Genomic DNA, 25179 nt, shown 5'->3' with positions numbered 1-25179 from the left:
AACATTTTATGAAAAAACGATATTGTTATATCTTATTCTTCTCAACGATAATTCTATTCGGGCAACGTCAGGAGGACAAAATATATCTTGCAATCGATTCTTTTATAGCACATCCATCTCCCAAAGCATTACAAAATCTAACAAATACAGAAACCTCGTTTTGGAAAAGCCAAAATTCTAAAACCAAAGATGAATTACTGGCAGTCGTCGTTTTAAACTGCAACAAAGCCTATTATGAAAATCAGTTTGGACAAACAGAAAAAGCAATTGCGAGTTACGAAAAAGCTTGGCAGATTTACGAAAAAAACAAACTAAAAGATTACGATATTATCGAATATTGCCTGAAACCTTTGGGCAATTTATATACCGTTCTGGGTGATTACGATAGTGCTGAAAACACCATAAAACAATATTTTTATATTGTAAATACTTCTAAGAATTATCCCGAAGCTCAGAAACAAAAATTTGCTGCAATTCTGAATTTATCAAATGTATATCAGAGTTCTGGTAAAATTTCTTTGGCAATTGAATTGTTAGAAAGTACCTTAAAAACGGAACAATTATCAAATGCTCAAAAAGGAATTTTATGGAATAATCTCGGGAATAATTATTGGCTAGGTTTAAAACAACTAGTGTTGATTAGAAATTCGCCAGACGACGCCGAAAAAGCATTTGAATCTTCTATAAAATATCTAAAAAACGAAAAAGGTCAATCCGAAACTTTATCGAATTCTTATCGCAATCTGGCTTCAATGAACAGACAATGGCAACGATTTGAAATTGCAAATTCATATTTAGAAAAAGCAGAAAAATTATTTTTAGAAACACCAAACCAACAACCGCGAAAACTAGCAAAACTATATTATGAAAAAGCGTTATTGCTTTTTGATGAACAAAAATATGATGAAAGTGCAAAACAAGTTCAGGCTATTTTTAAAATCCTGATTCCGAATTATAATTCAAAAAATACATTACCCAATAAAAATCAATTGTATGCCGAAACGGTCTTGATTGATGTTCTGGATTTGCAAGCAGAAATCTTTTCTAAACAAAATCAATCCAAAAAAGCACTCGAAGCATTTAGTCTTTCTTTTGATATTGAAGATTTACTAATGAATGTTTTGGTTTATGAAAATTCTAAAATCATTACACAAATACGAACACGAAATCGTACCGAAAAATGCATTTCGATTTATGATGAACTGTTTAAAAAAGAAAACAAAATTCAATACCTGGAAAAAGCTTTTCAATTATCAGAAAGAAGTAAATCGGGTATTTTAAAAGGATATAGATCGAATATTAAAACCGCTACTGCAGAAGAGAAATTCTTATTACAACAGCTTCAAAACTTAAACAATGAAATTTTAAAGGAACAGCAAAAAGGAGATTTAGCTACTATTTCTAACATTAATTCAGCAATAAAAAAACAAAACGAATTAATGCTTTCGCTGAAGAAAATCCAAACCAAAAACCTCAATTATATTCCTGAGAATTGTGATATGAAAGCGCTTTTATCAAAACTGGAAAAAGATAAAGCCGTAATGGTTTACTATTTTCTGGGCTTGGAAGAAATCTATTATTTCACATTACAGGATAAAAAAATTGCATTGAACCATTTTAATATCACCGATACAGCAATGCCTCAAATTATGGAATTCATTGAATATTTCGGTAATTCAAACAATATTAATGATGACATTTCCGGATATAACAGAATCGGAAAAAAAGTTTTTGATATGATGAGATTACCTAAAGATGCTATTTATAAAAACCTCATTATTGTTCCCGATGGAATCCTTAATTTCTTACCATTTGAAGCTTTGATTACTCAGGAATCCAGCACAACAAATTTTGCTAAAATGCATTATTTACTCCATGATTTTAAAATTGCCTATAACACTTCAGCTAGTAATTATCTGAATTCAAAATCAGTTTCAAAATCAGAAAAAACTGTTTTAGGGATTTTCCCTGTTTTCCAAAAAACTGCTTATGAATTGACTTATTCGAAGAAAGAACTGGAATCAATTCAGAGCAATTTTAAAGGGAAATATTTAGAAAACTCAGATGCCAGTTTTTCTAACTTTAAAAATAATGCAAACCAATATTCGATTTTACATTTGAGTACACACGCCTCTTCTGGCGATGTCGAAACTCATGCAAGTATCAAATTCTACGACCAGGAAATCCTGTATTCTGAATTATATAACCTTACCCTAAATCCAGATTTAGTCGTTTTGAGTGCCTGCGAAACAGGAATCGGAAAATTATATAAAGGCGAAGGCGCCATGAGCATTGCAAGAGGTTTTCAGTTTGCCGGAGCTCAAAACCTGTTATTTTCGTTATGGAAAGTAAATGATTATACAACATCCATTTTTATGGCTGATTTTTATAAAAACATAAAAAACAATGTTCCGTATTTTGAAGCCAATACCAATGCAAAGCTTGATTTTTTAAACAACAAATCGATTCCTAATACCAAGAAATCTCCTTATTATTGGAGTTCTTTTGTTTATTATGGTTCGATTTCTCCCGAAGAGAAATCTTCAAATTATATGCTATACATCATTAGTTTTTTGGCTGTAATTGCTTTATTTTTGATATTCAATCAGTACCAAAAATGGAAAACCTTCACGATGTTCTCAAAAAAGAGAAATACAAAAAAATAAAATTCAAAGTTACCAAAACACAACACCTTTTAATAAAAGCAAAAATCAATGGTGTTTCTGGTAATTTCATTCTAGATACTGGCGCATCTAATACTTGTGTAGGCTTTGAGAGTATTGAGCGTTTTGCATTGGGTGCTGAAGCTTCTAAAACTAAAGCCGCTGGTGCTGGTGCTACAGGAATGCTTACTCAAACAGCATCTAACAATATATTGCAAATTGGTTCTTGGAAAGATTTAGATTTTGCCTTAGTAATTTTTGACCTTTCACACGTAAACGAAGCTTTACGCCAATACAAAGCCAGACCTGTTCATGGAATTATAGGAGCCGATGTTTTGCTACAGGGCAAAGCGATTATCGACTATTATAATCATTATGTATATCTGCAATAAAAAGAGGCTAGTTTAAATACATAAACTAACACGAATTTCACTAATTATCACTAATTCGTTCGTCGAAATAATTTCGCAAACTAATTAAACTAACAGGAAAGTCACAATACTTTACCGAATGAATCTCTCGCCAAGTCGCAAAAGCGCAAAGAAATCATACCAAAACATCGCCTTTGATAACAGAAACTCATTTATTTTCAAAAACCACATAACTACAGATACATATGTAATTAAAATTCAGTTTTTTAAGTATATTTGTTTCGGAATTTAACAAACCGATACGTATGAAAAAAACTTTACTCTATCTATTCTTTTTACTTACATCCTTTAGCTTTTATGCACAAATCAGTCCTATTGTGCATTGCGATGGAAATACTTTATTTGATTTAACTATTCGAGAGCCAGAAATAATTGGAGATTTAAATCCTGCCGAAACTACAATTAGTTATCACCTCAGTAACTATGATGCTAGTAGGGGCGCTTATGCAATTCCAATCCCAACTTCGTTTGAAAGTACAGGTTCATCAACTAGTGTTTATGCCCGAATTAATAACAAAGGAAATGTTACTGTAAAATCTTTCCTTTTAAACGTTAGCCGTTCTCCTCTTATCTTAAATGCTACCATTAAACATTCCGGATGTTACAAATCATTAATAACCTTAAATGCTTCAGGTGGCACCTTTCCATATCAGTATTCAAAAGACGGATTTAACTATCAAATCGAGAACTATTTTTATAATATGATCCCAGGGGCTTATACAGTATATACCAAAGACTCAAATGGGTGCACAAATTCAATAATTATAGTTGTACAAGATATAACGATTCCCCCTTTAGAAGCGAAGACACTAAATACTATGGCTAGATGTAATGGTGATTCCAGCGCAGAAATAATATCATTTGTATCTGGAGGAACTCCGCCTTATAGTTGTTATATTGAAGAGAAAATGGATGCTTTTGTGAGTGTATATGAAAATAGCTACACCATTCGTAATATACCTGCTGGCATGTACAGGGTAGTTATTAAAGACGCCATGGGATGTGCTGTAATGAACCCTATAGAAGTTCAGGAACCTAAAGCACTTACAGCTACTGTTGTAATTACAGACCAAACAATAACGGTTAATGCAACTGGCGGAACTGGCAAATACAGTTATTCTATAAATCACATGCCTTATCAGTCTGGTAATGTTTTCACAAATATATCTCCAGGAATATATGATGCTTATGTTATAGATGAAAATGGATGCATAGTATTAATTACTCAAAATATTGTAAATCCGCCTGCACCTCTAGTAGAGGGCAAAAAAGCAATTACTTTAAATCTTACTGCGGGACAAACTCTTGCAGATATTAACATTCCTGTTACTGGTATTAAATGGTATAGTAATGCTACTTCGCTATCTGGGAAGACTAAAAGGGTAAACGAAACTTTTTTACCATTATCAACTGTATTAGTAGACAACACTACTTATTATGCTTCTCAAACTATTAATGATATTGAAAGTAAAGAAAAACTAGCGGTAACTGTAAAGCTAAATACGTTATCGAATCCTGACTTTGAATTTGGTAGTTTTAAATATCATCCTAATCCTGTAAAAAACATATTAAGTATCGAAAACTCATCGGTAATTGACGAAGTAACTCTATTCTCTGTTGCTGGAAAGGTCATTCTCGATAAAAAAATAAATAGTCTGCATTCAGATCTTGATTTATCACATGTAGCAATAGGAATTTATTTCCTTAAAGTAAAATCTGAAGGTCGCGAAAAAACAATTAAAATTATAAAAGAATAAAACTCTACATCGATCAGAATAAAAAAAGCCGTCATTTAATAAAAAATGACGGCTTTTCAATTGAAAATTATTATAAACTATAACTCTAATGCTTTCTTAGGATTGTTATCCATCAATAATTCAACTGGGTTTTCTAATGCTTCTTTAATAGCAACTAAGAATCCTACTGACTCACGACCATCGATAATTCTGTGGTCATAAGAAAGTGCTACGTACATCATTGGGTGAATTTCTACTTTACCATTTACAGCAATCGGACGCTCAATAATATTGTGCATTCCTAAAATTCCTGATTGTGGTGGATTGATGATTGGTGTACTTAACATACTTCCGAAAACTCCTCCGTTTGTAATTGTAAATGTACCACCTGTCATATCATCAACTGTAATCTGTCCGTCACGCGCTTTAATAGCTAATCTTTTGATTTCTGCTTCTACACCACGGAAAGTCAAATTCTCTGCGTTACGAACTACAGGAACCATTAATCCTTTTGGTCCAGATACTGCGATTGAGATATCACAGAAATCATAAGCTACTTTATAGTCACCATCCATCATAGAGTTTACGTCTGGATATAATGCTAAAGCTCTTGTTACAGCTTTTGTAAAGAATGACATGAATCCTAAACCTACACCTCCGTGTTTAGCTTTGAAAGCGTCTTTGTATTCGTTACGCAAGTTGTTTATTGGTGTCATGTTAACTTCATTGAATGTAGTTAACATAGCTGTTTCGTTTTTAGCTGCTACTAATCTTTCTGCTACTTTACGACGTAACATAGAAAGTTTTGTACGCTCTGAACCACGGTTTCCTCCTGTTGGAGTTCCCATAGAAGGTACTGCATTTAAAGCATCTTCTTTAGTGATTCTTCCATCTTTACCTGTTCCTGAAACAGTTGAAGCTGTTATATTTTTTTCGTCTAAAATTTTTCTTGCTGCTGGCGATGGCGTCCCAGATGCATATGTTGCAGCTGGTGCTGGAGCCGCTTTTGGAGCTTCTGCCTTAACTTCAGCTTTAGGCGCTTCTGCCTTTGGAGCTTCTGCTGCTGGAGCAGATCCAGATGGTTTTGCTGCACTAGTATCGATTAAGCATACTACTGCCCCTACTGCTACTGCATCTCCTTCTTCAGCTTTTAATGTGATTGTCCCACTAGCTTCTGCTGGTAATTCAAGTGTTGCTTTATCAGAATCAACTTCAGCAATTGCTTGGTCTTTTTCTACATAATCTCCGTCTTTTACTAACCAAGTTGCAATTTCAACTTCCTTTATTGACTCCCCTGGTGATGGGACTTTCATTTCTAAAATCATGTCTTATTATTTTAAATTATGAATTTTATATTTTTAAATTGTTTTAAAAACAACTTTCGTTAATTGATTTTTATTCTTTTAGCCTTGATGACAGTAGGTCACGATAGCTCCTTATTATCTGAACAGATTTTTATCAAAAACCATTCTGATAGCATCTGCATGACGGCGTTTTGCACGTGTATAACTTCCTGATGCTGGCGCAGCGTATGCTTTTAATGATGCTAATCTCCATTTTACAAGGTCAAAGTTCATTAACATAAAACTATAAGCTCCCATGTTTTTAGGCTCTTCTTGTGCCCAAACATAATCATCTGCATTAGGGTACTGTGCAATAATTGCTTTTAATTGCTCAACTGGGAATGGGAATAATTGCTCGATACGAACAACAGCAACATCATTACGTCCATTATTTTCTCTTTCAGCAACTATATCATAGTAGAATTTACCTGTAACAAAAACTAATGTTTTCACGTCTTTTTTGTTAACCGTATTATCATCTATTGTTTCTTGAAAACTTCCAGTTGCTAATTCCTCTACTGTAGATACACATCTTGGATCACGCAATAAACTTTTTGGAGAGAAAACTACCAAAGGTTTACGGAATGTTGTTTTCATTTGTCTTCTCAATAAGTGGAAGAAGTTAGCTGGCGTTGTACAATCGGCAACATACATGTTTTGTCTTGCACAAAGTTGTAGGTAACGCTCCATTCTTGCTGAAGAGTGCTCTGCTCCTTGTCCTTCGTATCCGTGTGGTAACAATAAAACAATCCCATTTTGGTTGTTCCATTTGTCTTCTCCACATGAAATATATTGGTCGATCATGATTTGTGCTCCATTTGAGAAATCCCCAAATTGTGCTTCCCAAATTGTCAATGCATTAGGATTAGCCAAAGCATATCCGTAGTCAAATCCTAAAACTCCGTACTCTGATAATAATGAGTTGAATACCCCGAATTTCCCTTTTTTGTTCTCAATAGCATTCAATAGAATTACTTCTTCTTCTGAATCTTCTACTTTTACCACTGCATGACGGTGTGAGAATGTACCACGCTCTACGTCTTGACCAGAAATACGAACATCAAATCCTTCTGTTAATAGTGAACCGTAAGCTAATGCTTCTGCAGTTCCCCAATCGATAGTATTGTTGTCATAACCTGTTTTTCTATCAGTAACAATTTTGGTTATTTTGTTAATGAATTTTTTATCTGATGGTAAACTTGAGATTGTTTTTATGATTGAATCTAATCCTTCTTTAGCAAAAGTAGTATCAAATTTCTTCAACATCACAACATCTGAAACCTGCTCAAATCCTTTCCATTCATTTTGCATAAATGGTGTAATGATTGTCAAGTCTTTTTTACGAGATGCTTCAAGGTTTACCTCCATTGTCGATTTGTATTCTTTCTCTAATGCGTTTACATAAGTTGCATCGATAATACCTTCTGACAATAATTTTTGCGCATAAATATCTCTTGGATTTTGATGCTTAGCAATGATTTTATATAAAACCGGTTGTGTAAAACGAGGTTCGTCACCTTCGTTATGACCGTATTTTCTGTATCCTAATAAATCAATAAATACATCACGACCAAATGTCATTCTGTAATCTAATGCAAATGAAACGGCATGAACTACAGCTTCTGCATCATCTGCATTAACGTGTAATACTGGCGAAAGTGTTACTTTGGCAACATCTGTACAATAAGTAGATGAACGTGCATCAAGGTAATTCGTTGTAAAACCAACTTGGTTGTTAATTACAATGTGAATTGTTCCTCCAGTTTTATATCCGTCTAATTGTGCCATTTGTATGATCTCGTACAAGATACCTTGTCCTGCTATCGCAGCATCACCGTGAACGGCAATAGGTAATACTTTTGAGAAATCATCTGCGTAATATTTATCTTGTTTAGCTCTGGTAATCCCTTCAATAACAGCTCCAACTGTCTCTAAGTGAGATGGATTTGGCGCTAGGTTAATATTGATATTTTTACCAGCTCTTGTTTTTCTGTCGGCAGTAAGTCCTAAGTGGTATTTTACGTCACCATCAAAATATTCTTGATCGTAATCTTTACCATCAAATTCTCCGAAGATGTCTTGCGTTGATTTACCAAAGATATTGGCCAATACGTTAAGACGTCCACGGTGAGCCATACCCATTACAAATTGCTCTACTCCTTTTTCAGCTGCTTTTTCGATTAGAGCATCTAAAGCTGGAATAATTGATTCTCCTCCTTCTAGCGAGAATCGTTTTTGCCCAACATATTTGGTATGCAAGAAGTTCTCGAAAGAAACTGCTTGATTTAATTTATTTAAGATAACCTTTTTCTCATCTGTAGAGAAATTCGGCTGATTGTCATTTACTCCAAGTTTGTCCTGAATCCATTTTACAACATTAGGATTACGAATATACATATACTCTACCCCGATATGCTGACAATAAATTGCCTGAAGTCGTCTCACAATATCTTGCAATGAGCAAGGTGGAACACCAATTACTTTGGCTGCATCGAAAACAGTCGAAAGATCTGCCGATGTAAGTCCAAAATTTTCGATGTCTAAAGTTGGTGATGATGTTCTACGATCTCTTACCGGGTTTGTTTTGGTAAACAAGTGACCGCGAGAACGATATCCATCAATCAATTTTAATACGTTGAATTCTTTTTGCAATTTTTCAGATACCAAACTACAATCGGTGTTGTTCGCTGCGAATTCAACAATTTGCTGAACTGGTGCTTCGTCGTTGTAAGTTGTCATTCCAAAATCAAAACCTTGGAAAAAACTTCTCCAGCTTGGCTCTACACTATCTGGGTTTTGTGTATATTGATCGTACAATTGTGCGAAAAACTCTGTATGCGCTGCATTTAAAAATGAAAACCTATCCATAATATTAGTGAATATACTTTTTGTTAAATAGAATGGCAAAAGTACGATAATCGAGTTTATTTAAATCTTTTTTTTACGTACTTTTACGTAAAAATTTGTTAAAATCCGCTTAACTATGAAGAAAAATCATTTTTCAATCGTTTTCAAATCAATTTTTATCATTTTGGGTCTATTATTTTCATCTGGTGCAGTTGCACAACAAAAATATTACATTCCACAAAAGCAAAATGATTTCTGGAGCAATGTACAATTTGGTGGTGGAGTCGGTTTAAGTTTCGGATCTGGATATACCGATATTTCATTATTACCTAGTGCTATTTACAACATTAATCCAATTGTTGCCGTTGGTGTAGGTCTGCAAATAGGATATGTATCTTCTAAAAACCAATACTCTTCTTTTCTTTACGGAGGAAGTCTTATCGGATTAGTAAGTCCTATTCCTGAAATTCAGCTTTCGGCAGAATTAGAACAAATCAATGTTAATACTGATTATAAATATTTTGGAGAGCCTCGTTTTAGTGACAATTTCTGGAATACATCTTTATATCTAGGTGCAGGTTATCGAACAGGAAATGTAACTATGGGAGTACGTTATAATGTACTACATGACAATAATAAAAGCATTTATGGAGAAGCTTTTATGCCGTTTGTGAGGGTATATTTCTAACTTGAAGTTCCTAAGGTTCTAAGTCGCTGAGTTACTAAGTTTTTAAATACAAAAATGAAGAGATTTTTTTTTATATTAATGGTTGTTTTAATTTCGAGTTGCAACAATTCTAAGAAAGCTGAAGTCGAAAATCTAAAAGTTGTAAAAAAAGAATTAAGACCTTTTTTTGATTCAGATAAAATTGATCATTATTATTTAGAATTTTCCAAAAGAGGATTTGAGCATTTAGTTGGCGAAAATGCACAGGAAATTGAAAAGAAAAAGGAATTCTCCCATTTTTTTTACGGGAATTATCCAGACAGTATTCCAAAGAAGAGTTTTGAAAAACTTCTCTTAAAGTACAAATACAAAAAATCAATCTTGTCAACCAAGCAAGAAAAAGAAATTCAAAGCGTATTTAGTGAGAAAGATTCACTGCAAAATAGCGGTTATGCCTGCATTGCAGAATATCGGGATATTTTTATTTTTAAGAAGAAAGAAAAAACCGTAGGAATAGCAAAAATCTGTTTTAAATGTAGTCGTTTTCAGATTACAGGAAGCAAAATAGATACTAATGGATTTGGGCTATGGTCCGAATTAGACAGATTAAAAAACATTATTCGTCCAGGTAAAAAATCTTAGCCACTTAGAACCTTAGCGTCTTCGCCTCTATCTGCTATAAAAATTCCTAAACCAAACCTTCTGCCATTCTCTTTTTAAGATCAAAAAAGAAACTTGTTCAGCTAGGATTACTAAATCAGATCCGTCTAGTTTTTTTATTTCGGCTTCAGAAACATCTATAATATAAAGCAGATTTAAATACTCGGCAAACTTATACTGAATCATTCGGTATACTTTTTCGTGCATCTGGATCTTAAGTTCTTCTGGAGAAATACTCATCGGAAAATCAATTCCTTCATTAGCCAAATTAAAATCCTTATTAATTTGTTCGATTAATTTAAGATACAAAGCTTCTTTCTCAGCTTCCTGAAGTAATAGATCTGTATTTTGTGGAGCTACAAACATTTGATTAAAAAATTGAAAGATTTAATGATTGAAAGATTTAAAAATCTGAATCTCAATTAAAATAAAAACCTGATTACTAAAAACTGAAACTGGAAACTGAACGCTGCAACTGGGAACTGAATACTAAACCTTTCTCCCCATTAAGTTTTCACCAAATGTTCGCAATGACAATTTCTTTTCATCGCTAATATCCATTTTATCTAATGTTTTAAAAGCCTCAAGTGTGTACATTTCTATTGCCTCTTGCGTTTCTTTTGAAGCACCCGATGCATTAAAAATATTTTTTGCTATCTCTATTTTTTTCGAATTATCCTCAGGTTGTGTTGTAAACAATTCTTTTAATTGCTTTGCGGTCTCGTCATTAGAATGTGCTAATGCTTTTAGATACAAATATGTTTTTTTATTTTCAATGATATCTCCACCTACTTGTTTTCCAAAAGTTTCTGGATCTCCAAACGCATCTAAATAATCATCTTGTAACTGGAAAGCCAAACCTAATTTTAATCCAAAATCATATATTAAATTGGCATTGTCTTCAGATGTTTTAGCCACAATAGCACCCATTTTCATAGCTGCCGCAACCAAAACTGCCGTTTTATACTCAATCATTTTTAGATATTCAGGAATTGTAACATCATTCCTTTGTTCAAAATCAACATCCAACTGTTGCCCTTCACAAACTTCTAAAGCTGTTTTACTAAAAAGCTTAGCTAATTCTCTAAAAGTATTTGGTTCATATTGCTCAAAATATTGATATGCCAAAATAAGCATTGCATCACCAGAAAGTATTCCTGTATTAAGATCCCATTTTTCATGAACTGTTTTTTGTCCTCTTCGCAAAGGAGCATCATCCATTATATCATCATGCACTAATGAAAAGTTATGAAAAACTTCGACTGCCATAGCTGCCGGAAGCGCTTGATTGTATGCAACATCAAAAACTTCTGCAGTCATTAATGTTAATACTGGACGCATTCTTTTTCCGCCAAGACTTACAATATATTCAATTGGTTCATAAAGATTTTTAGGCTCTTTACTTATGGTTTGTTTTTCTAGATAATCAACAAAAAATTCCTGGTATTGATAAATGGCATGCATAAAACTAATTTTCGGCTAATTTACGGCATTAAGCCTGCAATGCAAACTCCGTTTCTTAATGAAATGTTAAATAATCAAAAATACTTTGGAAACTATTTTGGTGTTTAGAGTTTCCGATATACATTTGCACCGAAATTTAACATGTAGAGGCTCTTATCAATTTCCAAATAAACTTGTTAAATCACATTTATTAATAAATAATAATACTTATGAAAACACACTGGACAATTGATTCTGCTCAATCTGATGTTTTAATTAAAATGAGACATTCTATCCTTGCTTATTTAGATGGGTCTATTAATACATTTAATGGTCATGTAGATTTACAAAACAATGAAATAGAGGATGCTACTATAGAATTTTCATTGGATGTAAACAATAGAGAATCTAAACTAGAACAAATAAATACTTACCTGAAACTAAATGATTTCTTTGATGTAAACAAATACCCAACGATAAGATTTAAGTCGACTTCTTTTCAAAAAGTAAACAAAAACATCAACTTCTTAAAAGGCGATTTAACGATAAAAGATGTTACAAAAACTGTTGAACTCGATGTAGAATTGGTAGAAACTGATTACTATAATGGCAACAAAAAAGTTTCCTTTGAGCTTACAGGTGACATCAACCGTAAAGATTTTGGGCTAGCTTATAATTCATTTAATCACAACAGTGGTTTATCAACTGGACAAGACATTAAACTAGTGGCTAATTTAGAATTTTCGATCTAAAATTTGCATTAAATTAAAGTTTTAAAAATAGATTAAGAAAAACGAAATGAAAGAAAAAATTATATCAAAAGCGAGTGACTTATTTTTAAGATTGGGTTTTAAAAGTGTTACTATGGATGATATTGCAGGTGAAATGTGCATCTCAAAAAAAACTATTTATAAGTATTTCTGCAATAAAGAGGTTCTAATTCAAGAAAGCACTTCGGCTGTTCATAAACAAGTTCACGAATTAATTGACTCAATAGTTATTAAAAAACTTAATGCAATTGAAGAAAATTTTGAGATTAGACAAACTTTTAAAAATTTATTTCAATCTTCAATTGATACATCGCCAATATACCAATTGAAAAAACACTATCCTGAAATTTACACTAATTTGATGCGACATGAAATAGATCAATGTAGTCAATATTTTAGAGATAATATCGCTAATGGAATATCACAAAAATTATATCGTGCAGACATCAATGTCGATATATATGTAAAATTTTATTACACACTGATATTTCATATAAATGAAAACACAAGCTCTGAAAAAGAAGCACAACAGGCAGAACTCGAAGCCTTAGAATACCATACTAGAGCCATGGCAACTCCAGCAGGAATACTAGAACTCGAAAAGCAAATACAAAAAATTAGCAATTAATCAATCAGCAATCCATAATCCATGAAAAGAATACTGTTTCTATTTCTCTTGACCTTTGCAATAACTGCAAATGCACAAGACACAAACAATAGCAATCTGAGCAAGCAAGGTGTACAGACTTTGACCTTAAAAGACGCTATCAACTATGCTCTGCAAAACAAATCGGACTCTAAGAAAGCCAAAATGCAAGTAGAAAATAGTGAGTATAAAATACAGGAAGTACGTTCAAGAGCATTGCCTCAAATTTCTGCAAACGGAAATTTAACTTACAATCCAGTAATACAAACTACCGTTATTGATGGTGCGGGATTTGGAGCTCCAGGAACTACGATTCAAGCCGCTTTTGGTCAGAAATGGACTTCTACTGCAGGAGTCACATTAACTCAGAACATATTTGATCAGGCAGTATTTACAGGTTTAAGAGCCGCAAAAAGTACTCGTGAGTTTTATCAAATTAACGAGCAACTTACTGAAGAAGATGTAATCGAAAGAGTAGCAAATAGTTATTACGATGTATATGTACAACGTTTAAACTTAACTGTATTAGACACTAATTACGTAAATACTACCCGAGTAAAAAATATTCTTCAAGGACAGTATGATAATGGTTTAGCAAAAAAAATTGACCTAAATAGAATTATTGTAAAACTTTCTAACATTAGTACGCAACGTCAACAAGTAATCAACAAAGTTGCATTACAAGAAAATGCTTTGAAATTCTATATGGGAATGCCTGTAGAAACTCAAATTGTAATTCCGAATTCCGAATTTGAAATTACTCCTCAAGCTTTATCAGAAACTCCAAATGTTGAAAATCTAACTCAATATTTGCTTCTGAAAAAACAAGAAGAGCTTTTAGTTTTTCAAAAGAAAGCAGTTCAGGCCGAATATTACCCAACACTTTCTTTAAGTGCAGGATACAACTATATTGGTCAGGGTCCAGAAATGCCTTGGTTTGCAAAACCATCGTCTGGAGTATACTGGTCTGATTTTTCGGCTATCGGATTAAATCTGAGAGTGCCAATTTTTACAGGTTTTGGTACTCGTGCCAAAGTTCGTCAGGCAGATGTTGCTATTCGTTCTTTACAAGAAGACCTAAAAGACACCAAGCTTTCGCTTGACATTGCATACAGCAATGCCATGATTCAGATGGAAAATAGCCTTATAACTATTAATAATCAAAAAGAAAACAGAGAGCTTGCACAGCAAGTTTTACAAAACACAAAAAACAATTACCTACAAGGATTGGCCTCATTAAATGATTTATTAGATGTAGAAAATGCCTATATCGAAGCAGAAAATAATTATTCATCGGCAGTGCTAGGATATAAAATAGCAGAAATTCAAGTAATCAAATCAAAAGGCCAACTAAAATCACTTATAAATAACTAAACAAATGAAAAAAACAATAATAATAACAATAGTAGTCATAATCGGGGCATTAGCATTAATAGGCTTCATTTTAACGAAGAACAAAGAAGAGAACAAAGCTAAAACTGATATTGTTGCTGAAAAGAATGCTGCCGTTTCAGTTAAAGTTTCTACTGTAAAAACAGAAGAAGTTTCATTAGATTTTGTTGCAAACGGAAACTTTCAACCTATTCAAGAACTAACTTTCTCTGCTGAAAAATCAGGAAAAGTAATTACTGTTTTAGCAAAAGAAGGTGATTATGTAAAAGTAGGTCAGACGTTATTAACCGTTAGAGGTGATGTAATTAATGTAAATGCACAAGCCGCACAGGCTGCATACCAAAATGCAAAAGCAGATTACATGAGATATGAAAATGCTTTTAAAACTGATGGAGTTACGAGACAACAATTAGATCAGGCAAAATTAGCATTAACAAATGCTGAAGCAAACCTAAAACAAGCAAATATCAATGTTGGAGATACCAAAGTAAAAGCCCCTATTAACGGTTTCATTAATAAAAAATATATTGAGCCAGGATCTATTTTAGCTGGTATGCCTGCAACTGCATTATTTGACATCGTAAATGTTTCAAAATTAAAACTAGTTGTAACTGTAAATGAAAATCAGGTTACAAGTATAAAATTAGGAAATACTATAAAAGTAACTGCTAGTGTGTATCCTGACAAAGTCTTTTCTGGAAAAATCACTTTTATTGCAGCAAAGGCTGATGAAAGTTTAAACTTCCCAGTGGAAATCGAAATCACAAATAATATAAATAACGACCTTAAAGCAGGTATGTACGGAACTGCAAATTTTGCATCAAACCAACAAAACCAAAACTTGATGGTTGTACCTAGAAATGCATTCGTAGGAAGTGTGAGCAGTAACCAAATATTTGTAGTTGAAAATGGTATTGCAAAATTGAAAAAAGTAACAGCTGGAAGAATTTTAGGTGATAAAGTAGAAATTATAAACGGACTAACTGATGGAGAAATCGTAATTACTACAGGTCAAATTAACCTACAAGACGGAAATACTGTAGAAATTATTAAATAATTGTAGGCTATAAGCCGTAAGCAATAGGCTTTAAGCGCAATTTTAAAAGCATAAAGTCTACAACTTACAGCCTAAGGCATAAAAAAAAACATATGAAATTAGCCGAAATATCCATAAAACGTCCGTCGTTGATAATTGTAATGTTTACAATTTTGATACTTGGTGGATTATTCAGCTATAGCCAATTAGGTTATGAGCTGATCCCAAAATTTGAACAAAACGTTATTACCATTTCTACTGTTTACCCTGGAGCATCTCCTAGTGAGGTAGAAAACACTGTAACAAAGAAAATTGAAGATGCGATTGCATCCTTAGAGAATGTTAAAAAAATCGACTCAAAGTCGTATGAAAGTTTGTCAATTGTTTCAATCACACTGACATCAAACGCAAAAGTTGACTTTTCTCTGAATGATGCGCAACGAAAAATCAATGCAATCATTAGTGATTTACCTGATGATGTTAAAACACCCGCGCTAACAAAATTCTCGTTGAGTGATTTACCAATTATGACTCTTGGTGCCAACGGAAAAATGGACGAAGCTGCATTTTATGACTTAATTGATAAAAAAATTGCTCCTATATTATCTCGTGTACAAGGTGTTGCTCAGGTAAATATCATTGGTGGTTCAGAGCGTGAAATTCAAGTAAATCTTGATGCATTAAAAATGCAAGGTTACGGACTTTCGATTCCTCAGGTACAACAAAACATTCTGACTTCGAATTTAGATTTCCCAACAGGAAACATTCAAACTCGTGAACAAAAAATATTAATTCGTTTAGCGGGTAAATATAAAAGTGTTGACGAATTAAGAAACTTAGTGGTATCATCTCAAAACGGAATTCAAGTTCGTTTAAGTGATATTGCTGATGTTCAGGATACTCAAAAAGTTGCAGAAAAAATATCTCGCGTTGATCAAAAAAGTGCGATTATTTTACAAATCATTAAACAGTCAGATGCAAATGCAGTTGCTGTAAGTGAGCAATTATTAAAAACAATTACTGTTCTTGAAAATGATTATAAAGAAAATCAGCTAAAACTAGAAGTTGCAAAAGACAGTACTGTTTTTACACTTGAAGCTGCTGACTCTGTAGTTCATGATTTATTAATTGCAGTAGTTCTGGTTGCATTAGTAATGTTGTTCTTCTTGCACAGTATCAGAAACTCATTGATTGTAATGGTTGCAATTCCTGCATCTTTAATTTCTACGTTTATTGGTATTTACTTTATGGGATACACACTAAACTTAATGAGTTTATTAGGATTATCTCTTGTTGTAGGTATTCTTGTCGATGATGCGATTGTGGTTCTAGAGAACATTTATCGACATATGGAAATGGGTAAAAGCCGAATCCGTGCATCTTATGATGGAACAGCAGAAATTGGTGGAACAGTAACTTCGATTACATTAGTAATTGTGGTGGTATTCTTGCCTATTGCAATGAGTTCTGGTTTGGTTTCTAATATCATTACACAATTTTGTGTTACTGTAATTATTTCAACCTTATTCTCACTTTTAGCTTCTTTCACAATTATACCTTGGTTATCATCTCGTTATGGGAAACTAGAACATATTGAAGGAAAGAATTTATTTGGAAGAGTTATTTTAGGTTTTGAAAGTTATTTAACTCGTTTTACAAACTGGGTATCAAATTTATTAAACTGGTGTCTTGATCACTATATTAAAACCATTGCGGTAGTACTTGTATTATTCTTTGCGTCGACTGTAGGATTAGTAGGTGGAGGTTTTATTGGTGGTGAGTTTTTCGCAGCATCAGATAGTGGTGAGTTTTTAGTGCAAATCGAAATGCCAAAAGATGCTTCATTGGAGCAAACTAACTTTATGACCCAAAAGGCAGAAGCTTACTTAAAAAATGAGAAATACGTTCACAGTCAGATTACAACAGTAGGACAAACTAGTGAAGGTTTTGGAGCATCTCAAGCTACGGCTTACAAAGCAGAGATTAACGTAAAAATGATTGATCAAAAAGATCGTACTGATGACGCCTCTGTTTATGCAGCAAAAATCAAACGTAAACTTGAAAAAGTATTAGTTGGAGCCAAAGTAAAAACAGTTCCAGTAGGTATTTTAGGAACTGCGGAAGATGCTACTTTAGGATTAATTGTAACAGGACCTTCTACAGAAAGCGCCATGGCTTTTGCAAAATTAGCCGAAGCAGAATTACGTACAATTCCTGGAACAACTGAGATTAAATTAACAGTTGAGGATGGGAACCCTGAAATTAACGTTAAAGTTGATCGTGATAAAATGGCTGCATTAGGATTAACTCTTCAAACAGTTGGTTTAACCATGCAAACTGCTTTTAGCGGAAACACAGATGGTAAATATAGAGCTGGTGAATACGAGTACGATATCAACATCCGATACAATGAATTCGATAGAAAAAGTATTACTGATGTTAGTAACCTAATTTTCATTAATGCCGCTGGCCAACAAATAAAACTATCACAGTTTGCTACAATTACTGAAGGTTCGGGACCTAGTCAATTAGAGCGAAGAGATAAGTCGGCTTCGGTAACTGTAAAAGGACAAAACGTAGGAGTACCATCTGGAACCATTGTAACACAATGGCAAGCAAAGCTTGATAAATTGAAAAAACCTGCTGGAGTAAATTACATTTGGGGAGGTGATCAGGAAAACCAAAGTGAAGGTTTTGGAACATTAGGAATTGCTTTATTAGCAGCTATTATTTTAGTTTACCTTGTAATGGTTGGACTTTATGATAGTTTCGTTCACCCGTTTGTGGTATTGTTTGCAGTCCCTCTTTCGTTTATTGGTGCAATGCTGGCTTTGGCCCTAACTAATAACTCATTAAATATCTTTACGATTCTGGGTATTATTATGTTAATTGGTCTGGTGTGTAAGAACGCGATTATGCTTGTTGACTACACCAATCAGCGAAGAGCTGCTGGTGAATCAATCAGAACAGCATTAATTCAGGCAAATCACGCTCGTTTGCGTCCGATCTTGATGACAACAATTGCGATGGTATTTGGTATGTTCCCAATTGCATTGGCATCTGGAGCTGGAGCTGAATGGAAAAATGGTTTGGCATGGGTAATTATAGGAGGATTAATTTCTTCATTATTCCTAACTTTAATTATTGTTCCTGTTATCTACGAGATCATGGAAAAAATCATTCACAAATTCTCTAAAGACGAAAAGATTGATTATGAAGCAGAAATGGTTGCTGATTATGTACATACAGAACTAAGTGAAGACGGATTTAATCCAAAACATACACTTTAGATTACAAAATAATTTTAAATTAAAAAAACCTGTTCAGCTAGCTGAACAGGTTTTTTTATTTGATTTTAACAAATAAAACTATTTTATGTTAAAAAACTAACAATGAAACAAATTGAATCCTTGTTTTAAATTTTATTTAGAATAGATAAAAATAATTTGGTTGGTTTTTATTCAACAACTAAATTTGCATTATTAAAAACAATTCTAAATAATTATGAAATCCAAACTTTCAATATCTTTTTTGAGTTTCTGTTTTGCTATGTTACTAAGTACTACGACTTGGGCACAGCAAAAAGCAACTATTAAAGGGCAGGTTATTTTAACTGACAATAGTAGTGCCGACAATGTTTCGGTAGTTCTAAAAGGAACCAGAGTAGGAACAGTAACAGATGCTGAAGGGAAATATATCCTAAAGAACATTAAACCTGGAACCTATATCATAAAAGTATCGGTAATCGGACAAACTACAAAAGAAAAGAAAATAACAATTAACAGTGGTGACGAATTAATGGAAAACTTCACCATTAGTTCAAGTTCAGAAGAGCTAAGCGAAGTAGTTATCAATAGTGGTAAAAAAAATCATTATGCTCGTAAAGAAAACCAACAAGTATCAAGATTGCCACTTAAAAATCTTGAAAATCCGCAAGTGTATACAACTATTACCGGAGAAGTTTTAAAAGAACAAGTTGTAACTACTTTTGATGACGCACTAAAAAATGCTTCTGGAATCACACAATTATGGGCTTCAACAGGTCGTGCTGGAGATGGAGCTGGTTATTACTCTTTAAGAGGATTTGCAGTTCAACCAACAATGGTTAACGGATTACCTGGTTTAACAAACGGAAGTTTGGAACCGTCAAATATTGATAGAATTGAAATAATTAAAGGACCTTCAGGAACATTATTCGGAAGCAGTTTAATTTCATATGGAGGACTAATCAACACAACTACTAAGAAACCTTACAGAACTTTTGGTGGTGAAGTAAATTATACTGTTGGCAGCTACGGCCTTAATCGTACCACTGTAGATCTTAACACGCCATTAAATGACAAAAAAACATTAAACTTTAGAATCAATTCAGCTTATAACAAACAAAATAGTTTTCAAGATGCTGGTTTTAGAGAATCCTTTTTTATTGCACCTTCATTATCATATGAGGTAAATGATAGATTATCGTTTTTAGTAAACACTGAGTTTATGACCAGCGAAAGTACTAATCCGACCATGTTATTCTTAGATAGAACAAGTCCATTAAGAGTTCACAACATTGCTGAATTAAAATATGATAACAAACGTTCATATACAAGTAACGAACTTACAATGAAAACGCCTTCGTATAACTTACAAGGGCAAATGAATTATAAGATTTCTAATCAATGGACATCACAGACAGTTTTTTCAACGAGTTCAGCAAAATCAATAGGAAACTATACTTATTTGTATGAATCAACAAGCAGAAAAGCTTATGAAACAATTAAAGAAGGAATTGTTCTTGATAGATCTTTTACGGATCAAGATGCCAGAGATGTCTCTACTGACATTCAACAGAATTTTATTGGTGATTTTAAAATTGGAAAATTAAGAAACAGACTTGTAGTAGGTTTTGATTATTTCAATAGAACTGCAACAGATCATAACTCAGGTTGGTTCGGCAATGGTTCAGTATATATTGGAGATGACTTACAATCTTTCAATAACGTTATTGGCCGTCCTACAAATGGAGACACTGGTGACTTAACAAAAGCCGGATCTGACGCAATTATAGCAAATACTCCAAGAAATAATAACAAAACAAGACAAGAAGTTTACAGTGCTTATTTCTCTGACGTCATTAACTTCACTCCTGCTCTATCAGCAATGATAAGTTTACGAGCTGACCGTTTTGTAAATGGTGGTGATGTTACTACTAAAGACGACAACTACAATCAAACTTCATTTTCACCTAAATTTGGTATCGTTTACCAGCCAATAATAGACAAGGTTTCTGTTTTTGCTAATTATATGGATGGATTTTCTAATGTAGCGCCAGGACAAAATCGTAATGCAGGTATTGTTACTCCTTTAACATTTAATCCAGAACATGCTAATCAATTTGAAGTAGGAACTAAATTGAATCTTTTTAAAGATAAACTATATGCTACTTTAAGCTACTATGACATAAAAGTTACAGATAAAGTTTATGTAATAGAAACGCCATATGTGGACCCAACTGACCCAAGTGCAGTACTTCCTAATAATCAAGTTTCACATCAAGACGGTGGGCAACGTAATAAAGGTTTTGAAGCAGAACTTATTGCTAATCCGGTTAGAGGTTTAAACATCCTATTAGGCTATAGCTACAATGATGCTGTGTTGACTGCAGGTGATCCTGATTTCGTAGGCTTTAGACCAGAAAGTGCAGGGCCACAAAACTTAGCAAACCTTTGGGCTACTTATAAATTTTCTCAAGGACTCTTAAGAGGCCTTGGAGTTGGTTTTGGAGGTAATTATGTTGGAGATAACAAAATCATGAACAGAGCTACTGCAGGAACATTTACAATTCCTGAATACACAGTAATCAACTCATCTTTATTTTATACTGCGGAGAAATTTACCGTAACACTAAAATTAAATAACATTACAAACGAAGAAATTTATGATGGTTGGTCAACAATTCATCCAAAAGATCCTAGGACTTTTGCAGCAAGTTTCTCATATAGATTCTAATAAAAAACAAGGCATCTTTCTAATATTACATTAGAGAGATGCTCTTTTTAATTATACAATCATGATAACCATAGCCAGCCTTTTCGTTTTTATTTCATTTTACACCTTATACTACACATCTAAAAGAGCAGTACTATCTTATGATTTTAGTTTTCAAAAATGGATGCAAAGAAATCCAAGACAAACAAAAATCACAGGCCTATGTTTACTTCTTTTTGCCTATTTATTATGGTTGCTTACCGCCTCTTTGGGTTCAGCAACTTTATTCTTTTTTATTCAGTTAATGACAATTAGTAGCTTGGTTATCCTATTGACTCCATTAAAAGTCATTAATCTCAAAGGCGTAATTATTCTATTTGCACTATCTGGACTATTAGAATTTTACTATTACTAAACCAACTTTTTGTTAATCCAAAAAACATGCCTGCAAACCCAAAATATTTAACCCAATCCATATGGCAACGTATTGCCAAAATAACAGCTGCAATACTTGGCGGTTACTTAGTATCTATAAGCTTTCATCTCGCATTAGCTTCATGGATCAATCATGTCAATGTTATCATAACAATGGCATTTAGCGGATTTATTCTTTGGGTTGCTTTAATGATAGTTGCTTTCCTGGCAAAAAACGGATGGAAAATCTGGGGCATTTATTTATTACTAACCCTCATTTTTTGTGGTATTATATATCTTGGACAAACCTATAACCCTATTACTCGATAATTTATGAATAACAGGAACTATAATATCTATTTTCATACACACACTGTAAGTGGCATTGTAATAAGTGTTGTATTATTTATCATTTTCTTTGCTGGGTCTTTTTCGTTTTTTAGAGATGAAATCATCAATTGGGAACGAAGTGAATCTGTAGCAATAACAAAGAATATTCAACTAGATTACGATAAAGCACTAAACAATTTAGATAAGGAATATACTTTACACGGTAGAAATATTTCTATATCTAAAACAAGTGCAGAAAGAAGAGTAAATATTTACCTTGAGGGAACTAAAGATTCTTTGGCTACAGCCAAATTAAAAGAAGGCTCTTTTTTTTATTTAGACACTAAAAACTTCAAAACCCACACCTATGAAAACTCCTATTCCTTAGGTGAGTTTTTATACAGACTTCATTTCCTAGCCCAAGTTCGTTATCCTATAGGATATTATCTTTCAGGATTTGTAGCATTGTTTTTTCTATTTGCAATTGTAACTGGGGTTTTATTACATTGGAATAAAATCGTTTCCAACTTTTATATTTTTAGACCAAAAGAAAAACTAAAAACATTGTGGACTGATGCTCATACCTCTTTAGGAATGATTGGCCTGCCTTTTCAGTTTGTATATGCCGTTACAGGAGCATTCTTCATGATTAAACTGTTAATTGTTGCACCAAGTGTGATGGCACTTTATAAAGGTGATCAGGATAAATTGTACAAGGATCTAGAATATAATGATCCCGAATATAAGTTTGATAATAAAAAATTAGCCAATCCATTTAGCATTGACAAATTAGTAGCTAAAACAAAAAGCAATTGGAATGATTTTGAGATTACTCGTGTTTATATTCAAAATTACGGCGATACCAATATGCATGTTTTGGTAGAAGGCGAAATGAAGTATGACAAAAAATTCACTGGAATCGGTAAAGTAATTTATAAAGTTGCCGATGGTAGCATCGTTGCAAAAAAAGACCCAATTACAGAAACCACTTATCTCGATGGAGTAAAAAATGTTTTGTACCGAATACATTTTGGAGATTATGGAGGATATGCTCTCAAAATAGTAAGTTTTGTACTTGGCATAATTACTTGTTTTGTAATAATATCAGGAGTTATGATTTGGCTAGTAGCCAGAGATAAGAAAAATATGCCCGAAAAAAAGCGTCGTTTTAACGAAACTGTTGTACGCATCTATCTAGCAATTTGTTTAAGCATGTACCCTATAACCGCATTGGCATTTATAGCTACCAAGGTATTTCATCCTTTAGGACAATCAAACATCTATAGTGTCTACTTTATAGGTTGGTTAGTATTGACAGTGTTTTTTATCCTAAAAAAAGACAATGCATTTACAAATAAATTCAGTCTGCTTTCCGGAAGTGTTTTAGGGTTCCTTATTCCTGTTGCTAACGGAATTTGCACAGGCAATTGGTTCTGGAAAACATTTACGCAAAATCAAATCCAGCTATTCTTTATTGATGTATTTTGGATCATTCTTGCTTCAATTACATTATATATCTCATTTCATTTAAACAAAAAAGAGAAACAAGCAATATCATAAATCCATCTAAAATAAATGGACATAATTTGTGGGTTATACATTTAGAATCTAATTTTGCCTCTTGCAACAATTCTAAATTAAGATAGAACGCTATCATACTGCAAATTAACATATGGGTTTAAAAAAACAAATACGCTTTATACACAAATGGCTCGGATTAACTTCTGGGCTTATTGTCTTTATTGTAAGCATTACAGGTTGCATCTTTTGTTTCCACGATGAGATAAAAGATATTACCCGCAAAGAATGGCGTTTGGTAGAACCTCAAGACAAACCATTTGTACTACCTTCTGTTTTACAACAAAAGGCTAAAGAAATTCTACCGAATAACAAATCAAGTATGATTTCTTTTTATGGTAAAAACCGCTCTGCTATTGTTTACACGTATTCAGACACCGAAAACTTATACCTTTATTTCAATCCCTATAGTGGTGAATATCTAAAGACAGAAAACCCTGAAACTGACTTTTTCCTCATTGTCGAGCACATCCATTTGTATTTGCTCCTTCCTGATTATATAGGGAAACATATTATTGGCAGTGCAACTATTATCTTTATACTTCTTTTAATCACTGGAATCATTCAATGGTGGCCTAAACGCAAAACCGACATCAAACGTAGCTTCAGTGTAAAATGGTCAGCCAAATGGCGTCGTGTAAATTATGATTGGCATAAAACTTCTGGATTATACATTTCGATACCAATTGCAATAATTGCTATAACTGGTTTAACCTTTACATACGAATGGGTTGGCAATGGAATATACAAAACCTTCAACTTTGGCGGTGATAAGGCACTAGAAACACAAGCTCCAATAGTAGACACCACAAAATTTGAATATAATACAACTGCTGCCATAGATCGTGCTTTAGTACAGACTATGATAAAAAACCCTGAAGCCGAAATGTTTTATGTAACAACTCCACAGCAAAAAGGCGATGTCATAAATACAGGTGCATACCCTCATTCGTTACGATACGACCATCAAAGCAATTATTACTTTCATCCCTATGATGGCGAATTAATTCAGAGCGATCCTTTTGAAGAAAAGAGTTTAGGCTTACAAGTTGTTGAAATGAATTATGGAATTCATACAGGACAAATTCTAGATTTGCCAGGAAAGATAATCGCTTTTATAGCTAGTTTAATTGCAGCGTCATTACCAATAACAGGATTAATCATTTGGTACGGAAGAAATAAGAAAAGTAAATCTTCGAAAAAATAAGCACAAAAAAAAGGTTGTTCAGTCGAACAACCTTTTTTGG

Annotated in this window: 19 protein-coding genes; 15 read left to right on the top strand and 4 right to left on the bottom strand. The window is 33.2% G+C overall.

Annotated elements, in window-relative coordinates:
• The first annotated feature begins 8 nt into the window (after nucleotides 1-8).
• From LPB87_RS08265 to LPB87_RS08255, 3 genes are all read left to right on the top strand, one after another.
• The gene (locus LPB87_RS08265) at nucleotides 9-2666 is read left to right on the top strand and encodes a CHAT domain-containing protein (RefSeq protein WP_230605640.1); all 2658 of its coding nucleotides are present in this window, start codon (nucleotides 9-11) and stop codon (nucleotides 2664-2666) included.
• Nucleotides 2618-3055, top strand: a complete 438-nt coding sequence (locus tag LPB87_RS08260) for a retropepsin-like aspartic protease (RefSeq protein WP_230605638.1) — start codon at nucleotides 2618-2620, stop codon at nucleotides 3053-3055. Before LPB87_RS08265 ends, LPB87_RS08260 begins: the two co-directional genes overlap by 49 nt.
• A 284-nt stretch (nucleotides 3056-3339) precedes the next feature.
• A complete protein-coding gene (locus LPB87_RS08255) occupies nucleotides 3340-4851 on the top strand; it encodes a T9SS type A sorting domain-containing protein (protein WP_230605637.1) in 1512 nt (503 codons plus the stop codon).
• A gap of 77 nt (nucleotides 4852-4928) precedes the next feature.
• Here LPB87_RS08255 and odhB read toward each other — a convergent pair whose 3' ends face one another.
• Both odhB and LPB87_RS08245 read right to left on the bottom strand, forming a co-directional pair.
• Nucleotides 4929-6155, bottom strand: coding sequence for a 2-oxoglutarate dehydrogenase complex dihydrolipoyllysine-residue succinyltransferase (gene odhB, locus LPB87_RS08250; RefSeq protein WP_129540119.1), 1227 nt, complete (start codon nucleotides 6153-6155; stop codon nucleotides 4929-4931).
• A gap of 114 nt (nucleotides 6156-6269) precedes the next feature.
• Entirely contained in the window at nucleotides 6270-9041 is a 2772-nt protein-coding gene (locus tag LPB87_RS08245; protein WP_129540120.1) for a 2-oxoglutarate dehydrogenase E1 component, read from the bottom strand.
• Nucleotides 9042-9156: 115 nt separating this feature from the next.
• On the opposite strand from LPB87_RS08245, the gene LPB87_RS08240 reads away from it, so the two are divergent.
• Nucleotides 9157-9708, top strand: coding sequence for a hypothetical protein (locus LPB87_RS08240; RefSeq protein WP_129540121.1), 552 nt, complete (start codon nucleotides 9157-9159; stop codon nucleotides 9706-9708).
• 54 nt (nucleotides 9709-9762) lie between these two features.
• Nucleotides 9763-10329, top strand: coding sequence for a hypothetical protein (locus LPB87_RS08235; protein WP_230605636.1), 567 nt, complete (start codon nucleotides 9763-9765; stop codon nucleotides 10327-10329).
• Nucleotides 10330-10356: 27 nt separating this feature from the next.
• On the opposite strand, the gene LPB87_RS08230 is transcribed toward LPB87_RS08235, so the two are convergent.
• A complete protein-coding gene (locus LPB87_RS08230) occupies nucleotides 10357-10713 on the bottom strand; it encodes a hypothetical protein (protein WP_129540123.1) in 357 nt (118 codons plus the stop codon).
• A 123-nt stretch (nucleotides 10714-10836) separates the two neighbouring features.
• Nucleotides 10837-11811: a polyprenyl synthetase family protein gene (locus LPB87_RS08225; protein WP_230605635.1), complete on the bottom strand. Its 975-nt coding sequence runs from the start codon at nucleotides 11809-11811 to the stop codon at nucleotides 10837-10839.
• 209 nt (nucleotides 11812-12020) lie between these two features.
• On the opposite strand from LPB87_RS08225, the gene LPB87_RS08220 reads away from it, so the two are divergent.
• From LPB87_RS08220 to LPB87_RS08175, 10 genes are all read left to right on the top strand, one after another.
• The gene (locus LPB87_RS08220) at nucleotides 12021-12542 is read left to right on the top strand and encodes a YceI family protein (RefSeq protein ID WP_129540125.1); all 522 of its coding nucleotides are present in this window, start codon (nucleotides 12021-12023) and stop codon (nucleotides 12540-12542) included.
• A gap of 46 nt (nucleotides 12543-12588) precedes the next feature.
• Nucleotides 12589-13188 (top strand): TetR/AcrR family transcriptional regulator, encoded by a 600-nt coding sequence (locus tag LPB87_RS08215; RefSeq protein WP_230605634.1) that lies wholly within the window; start codon nucleotides 12589-12591, stop codon nucleotides 13186-13188.
• Between the two features lie 21 nt (nucleotides 13189-13209).
• Nucleotides 13210-14580, top strand: a complete 1371-nt coding sequence (locus tag LPB87_RS08210; RefSeq protein WP_129540127.1) for a TolC family protein — start codon at nucleotides 13210-13212, stop codon at nucleotides 14578-14580.
• Between the two features lie 4 nt (nucleotides 14581-14584).
• Entirely contained in the window at nucleotides 14585-15655 is a 1071-nt protein-coding gene (locus LPB87_RS08205; protein ID WP_230605633.1) for an efflux RND transporter periplasmic adaptor subunit, read from the top strand.
• 92 nt (nucleotides 15656-15747) lie between these two features.
• Nucleotides 15748-18924, top strand: coding sequence for an efflux RND transporter permease subunit (locus LPB87_RS08200; RefSeq protein ID WP_230605632.1), 3177 nt, complete (start codon nucleotides 15748-15750; stop codon nucleotides 18922-18924).
• Nucleotides 18925-19138: 214 nt separating this feature from the next.
• Nucleotides 19139-21631: a TonB-dependent receptor gene (locus tag LPB87_RS08195; RefSeq protein ID WP_230605630.1), complete on the top strand. Its 2493-nt coding sequence runs from the start codon at nucleotides 19139-19141 to the stop codon at nucleotides 21629-21631.
• Nucleotides 21632-21692: 61 nt separating this feature from the next.
• Nucleotides 21693-22025 (top strand): hypothetical protein, encoded by a 333-nt coding sequence (locus LPB87_RS08190; protein WP_129540131.1) that lies wholly within the window; start codon nucleotides 21693-21695, stop codon nucleotides 22023-22025.
• Between the two features lie 26 nt (nucleotides 22026-22051).
• Nucleotides 22052-22354 (top strand): hypothetical protein, encoded by a 303-nt coding sequence (locus LPB87_RS08185; RefSeq protein WP_230605628.1) that lies wholly within the window; start codon nucleotides 22052-22054, stop codon nucleotides 22352-22354.
• A gap of 3 nt (nucleotides 22355-22357) precedes the next feature.
• Entirely contained in the window at nucleotides 22358-23914 is a 1557-nt protein-coding gene (locus tag LPB87_RS08180) for a PepSY-associated TM helix domain-containing protein (RefSeq protein ID WP_230605626.1), read from the top strand.
• A 112-nt stretch (nucleotides 23915-24026) separates the two neighbouring features.
• Entirely contained in the window at nucleotides 24027-25139 is a 1113-nt protein-coding gene (locus tag LPB87_RS08175) for a PepSY-associated TM helix domain-containing protein (protein WP_230605625.1), read from the top strand.
• The last annotated feature ends 40 nt before the right edge of the window (nucleotides 25140-25179 follow it).

It is taken from the genome of Flavobacterium sp. EDS (assembly GCF_020991525.1).
GTDB lineage: Bacteria > Bacteroidota > Bacteroidia > Flavobacteriales > Flavobacteriaceae > Flavobacterium.
The sequence above is the reverse complement of the archived record's forward strand: the minus strand, read 5'-3'. Positions and strand labels throughout refer to the sequence as shown.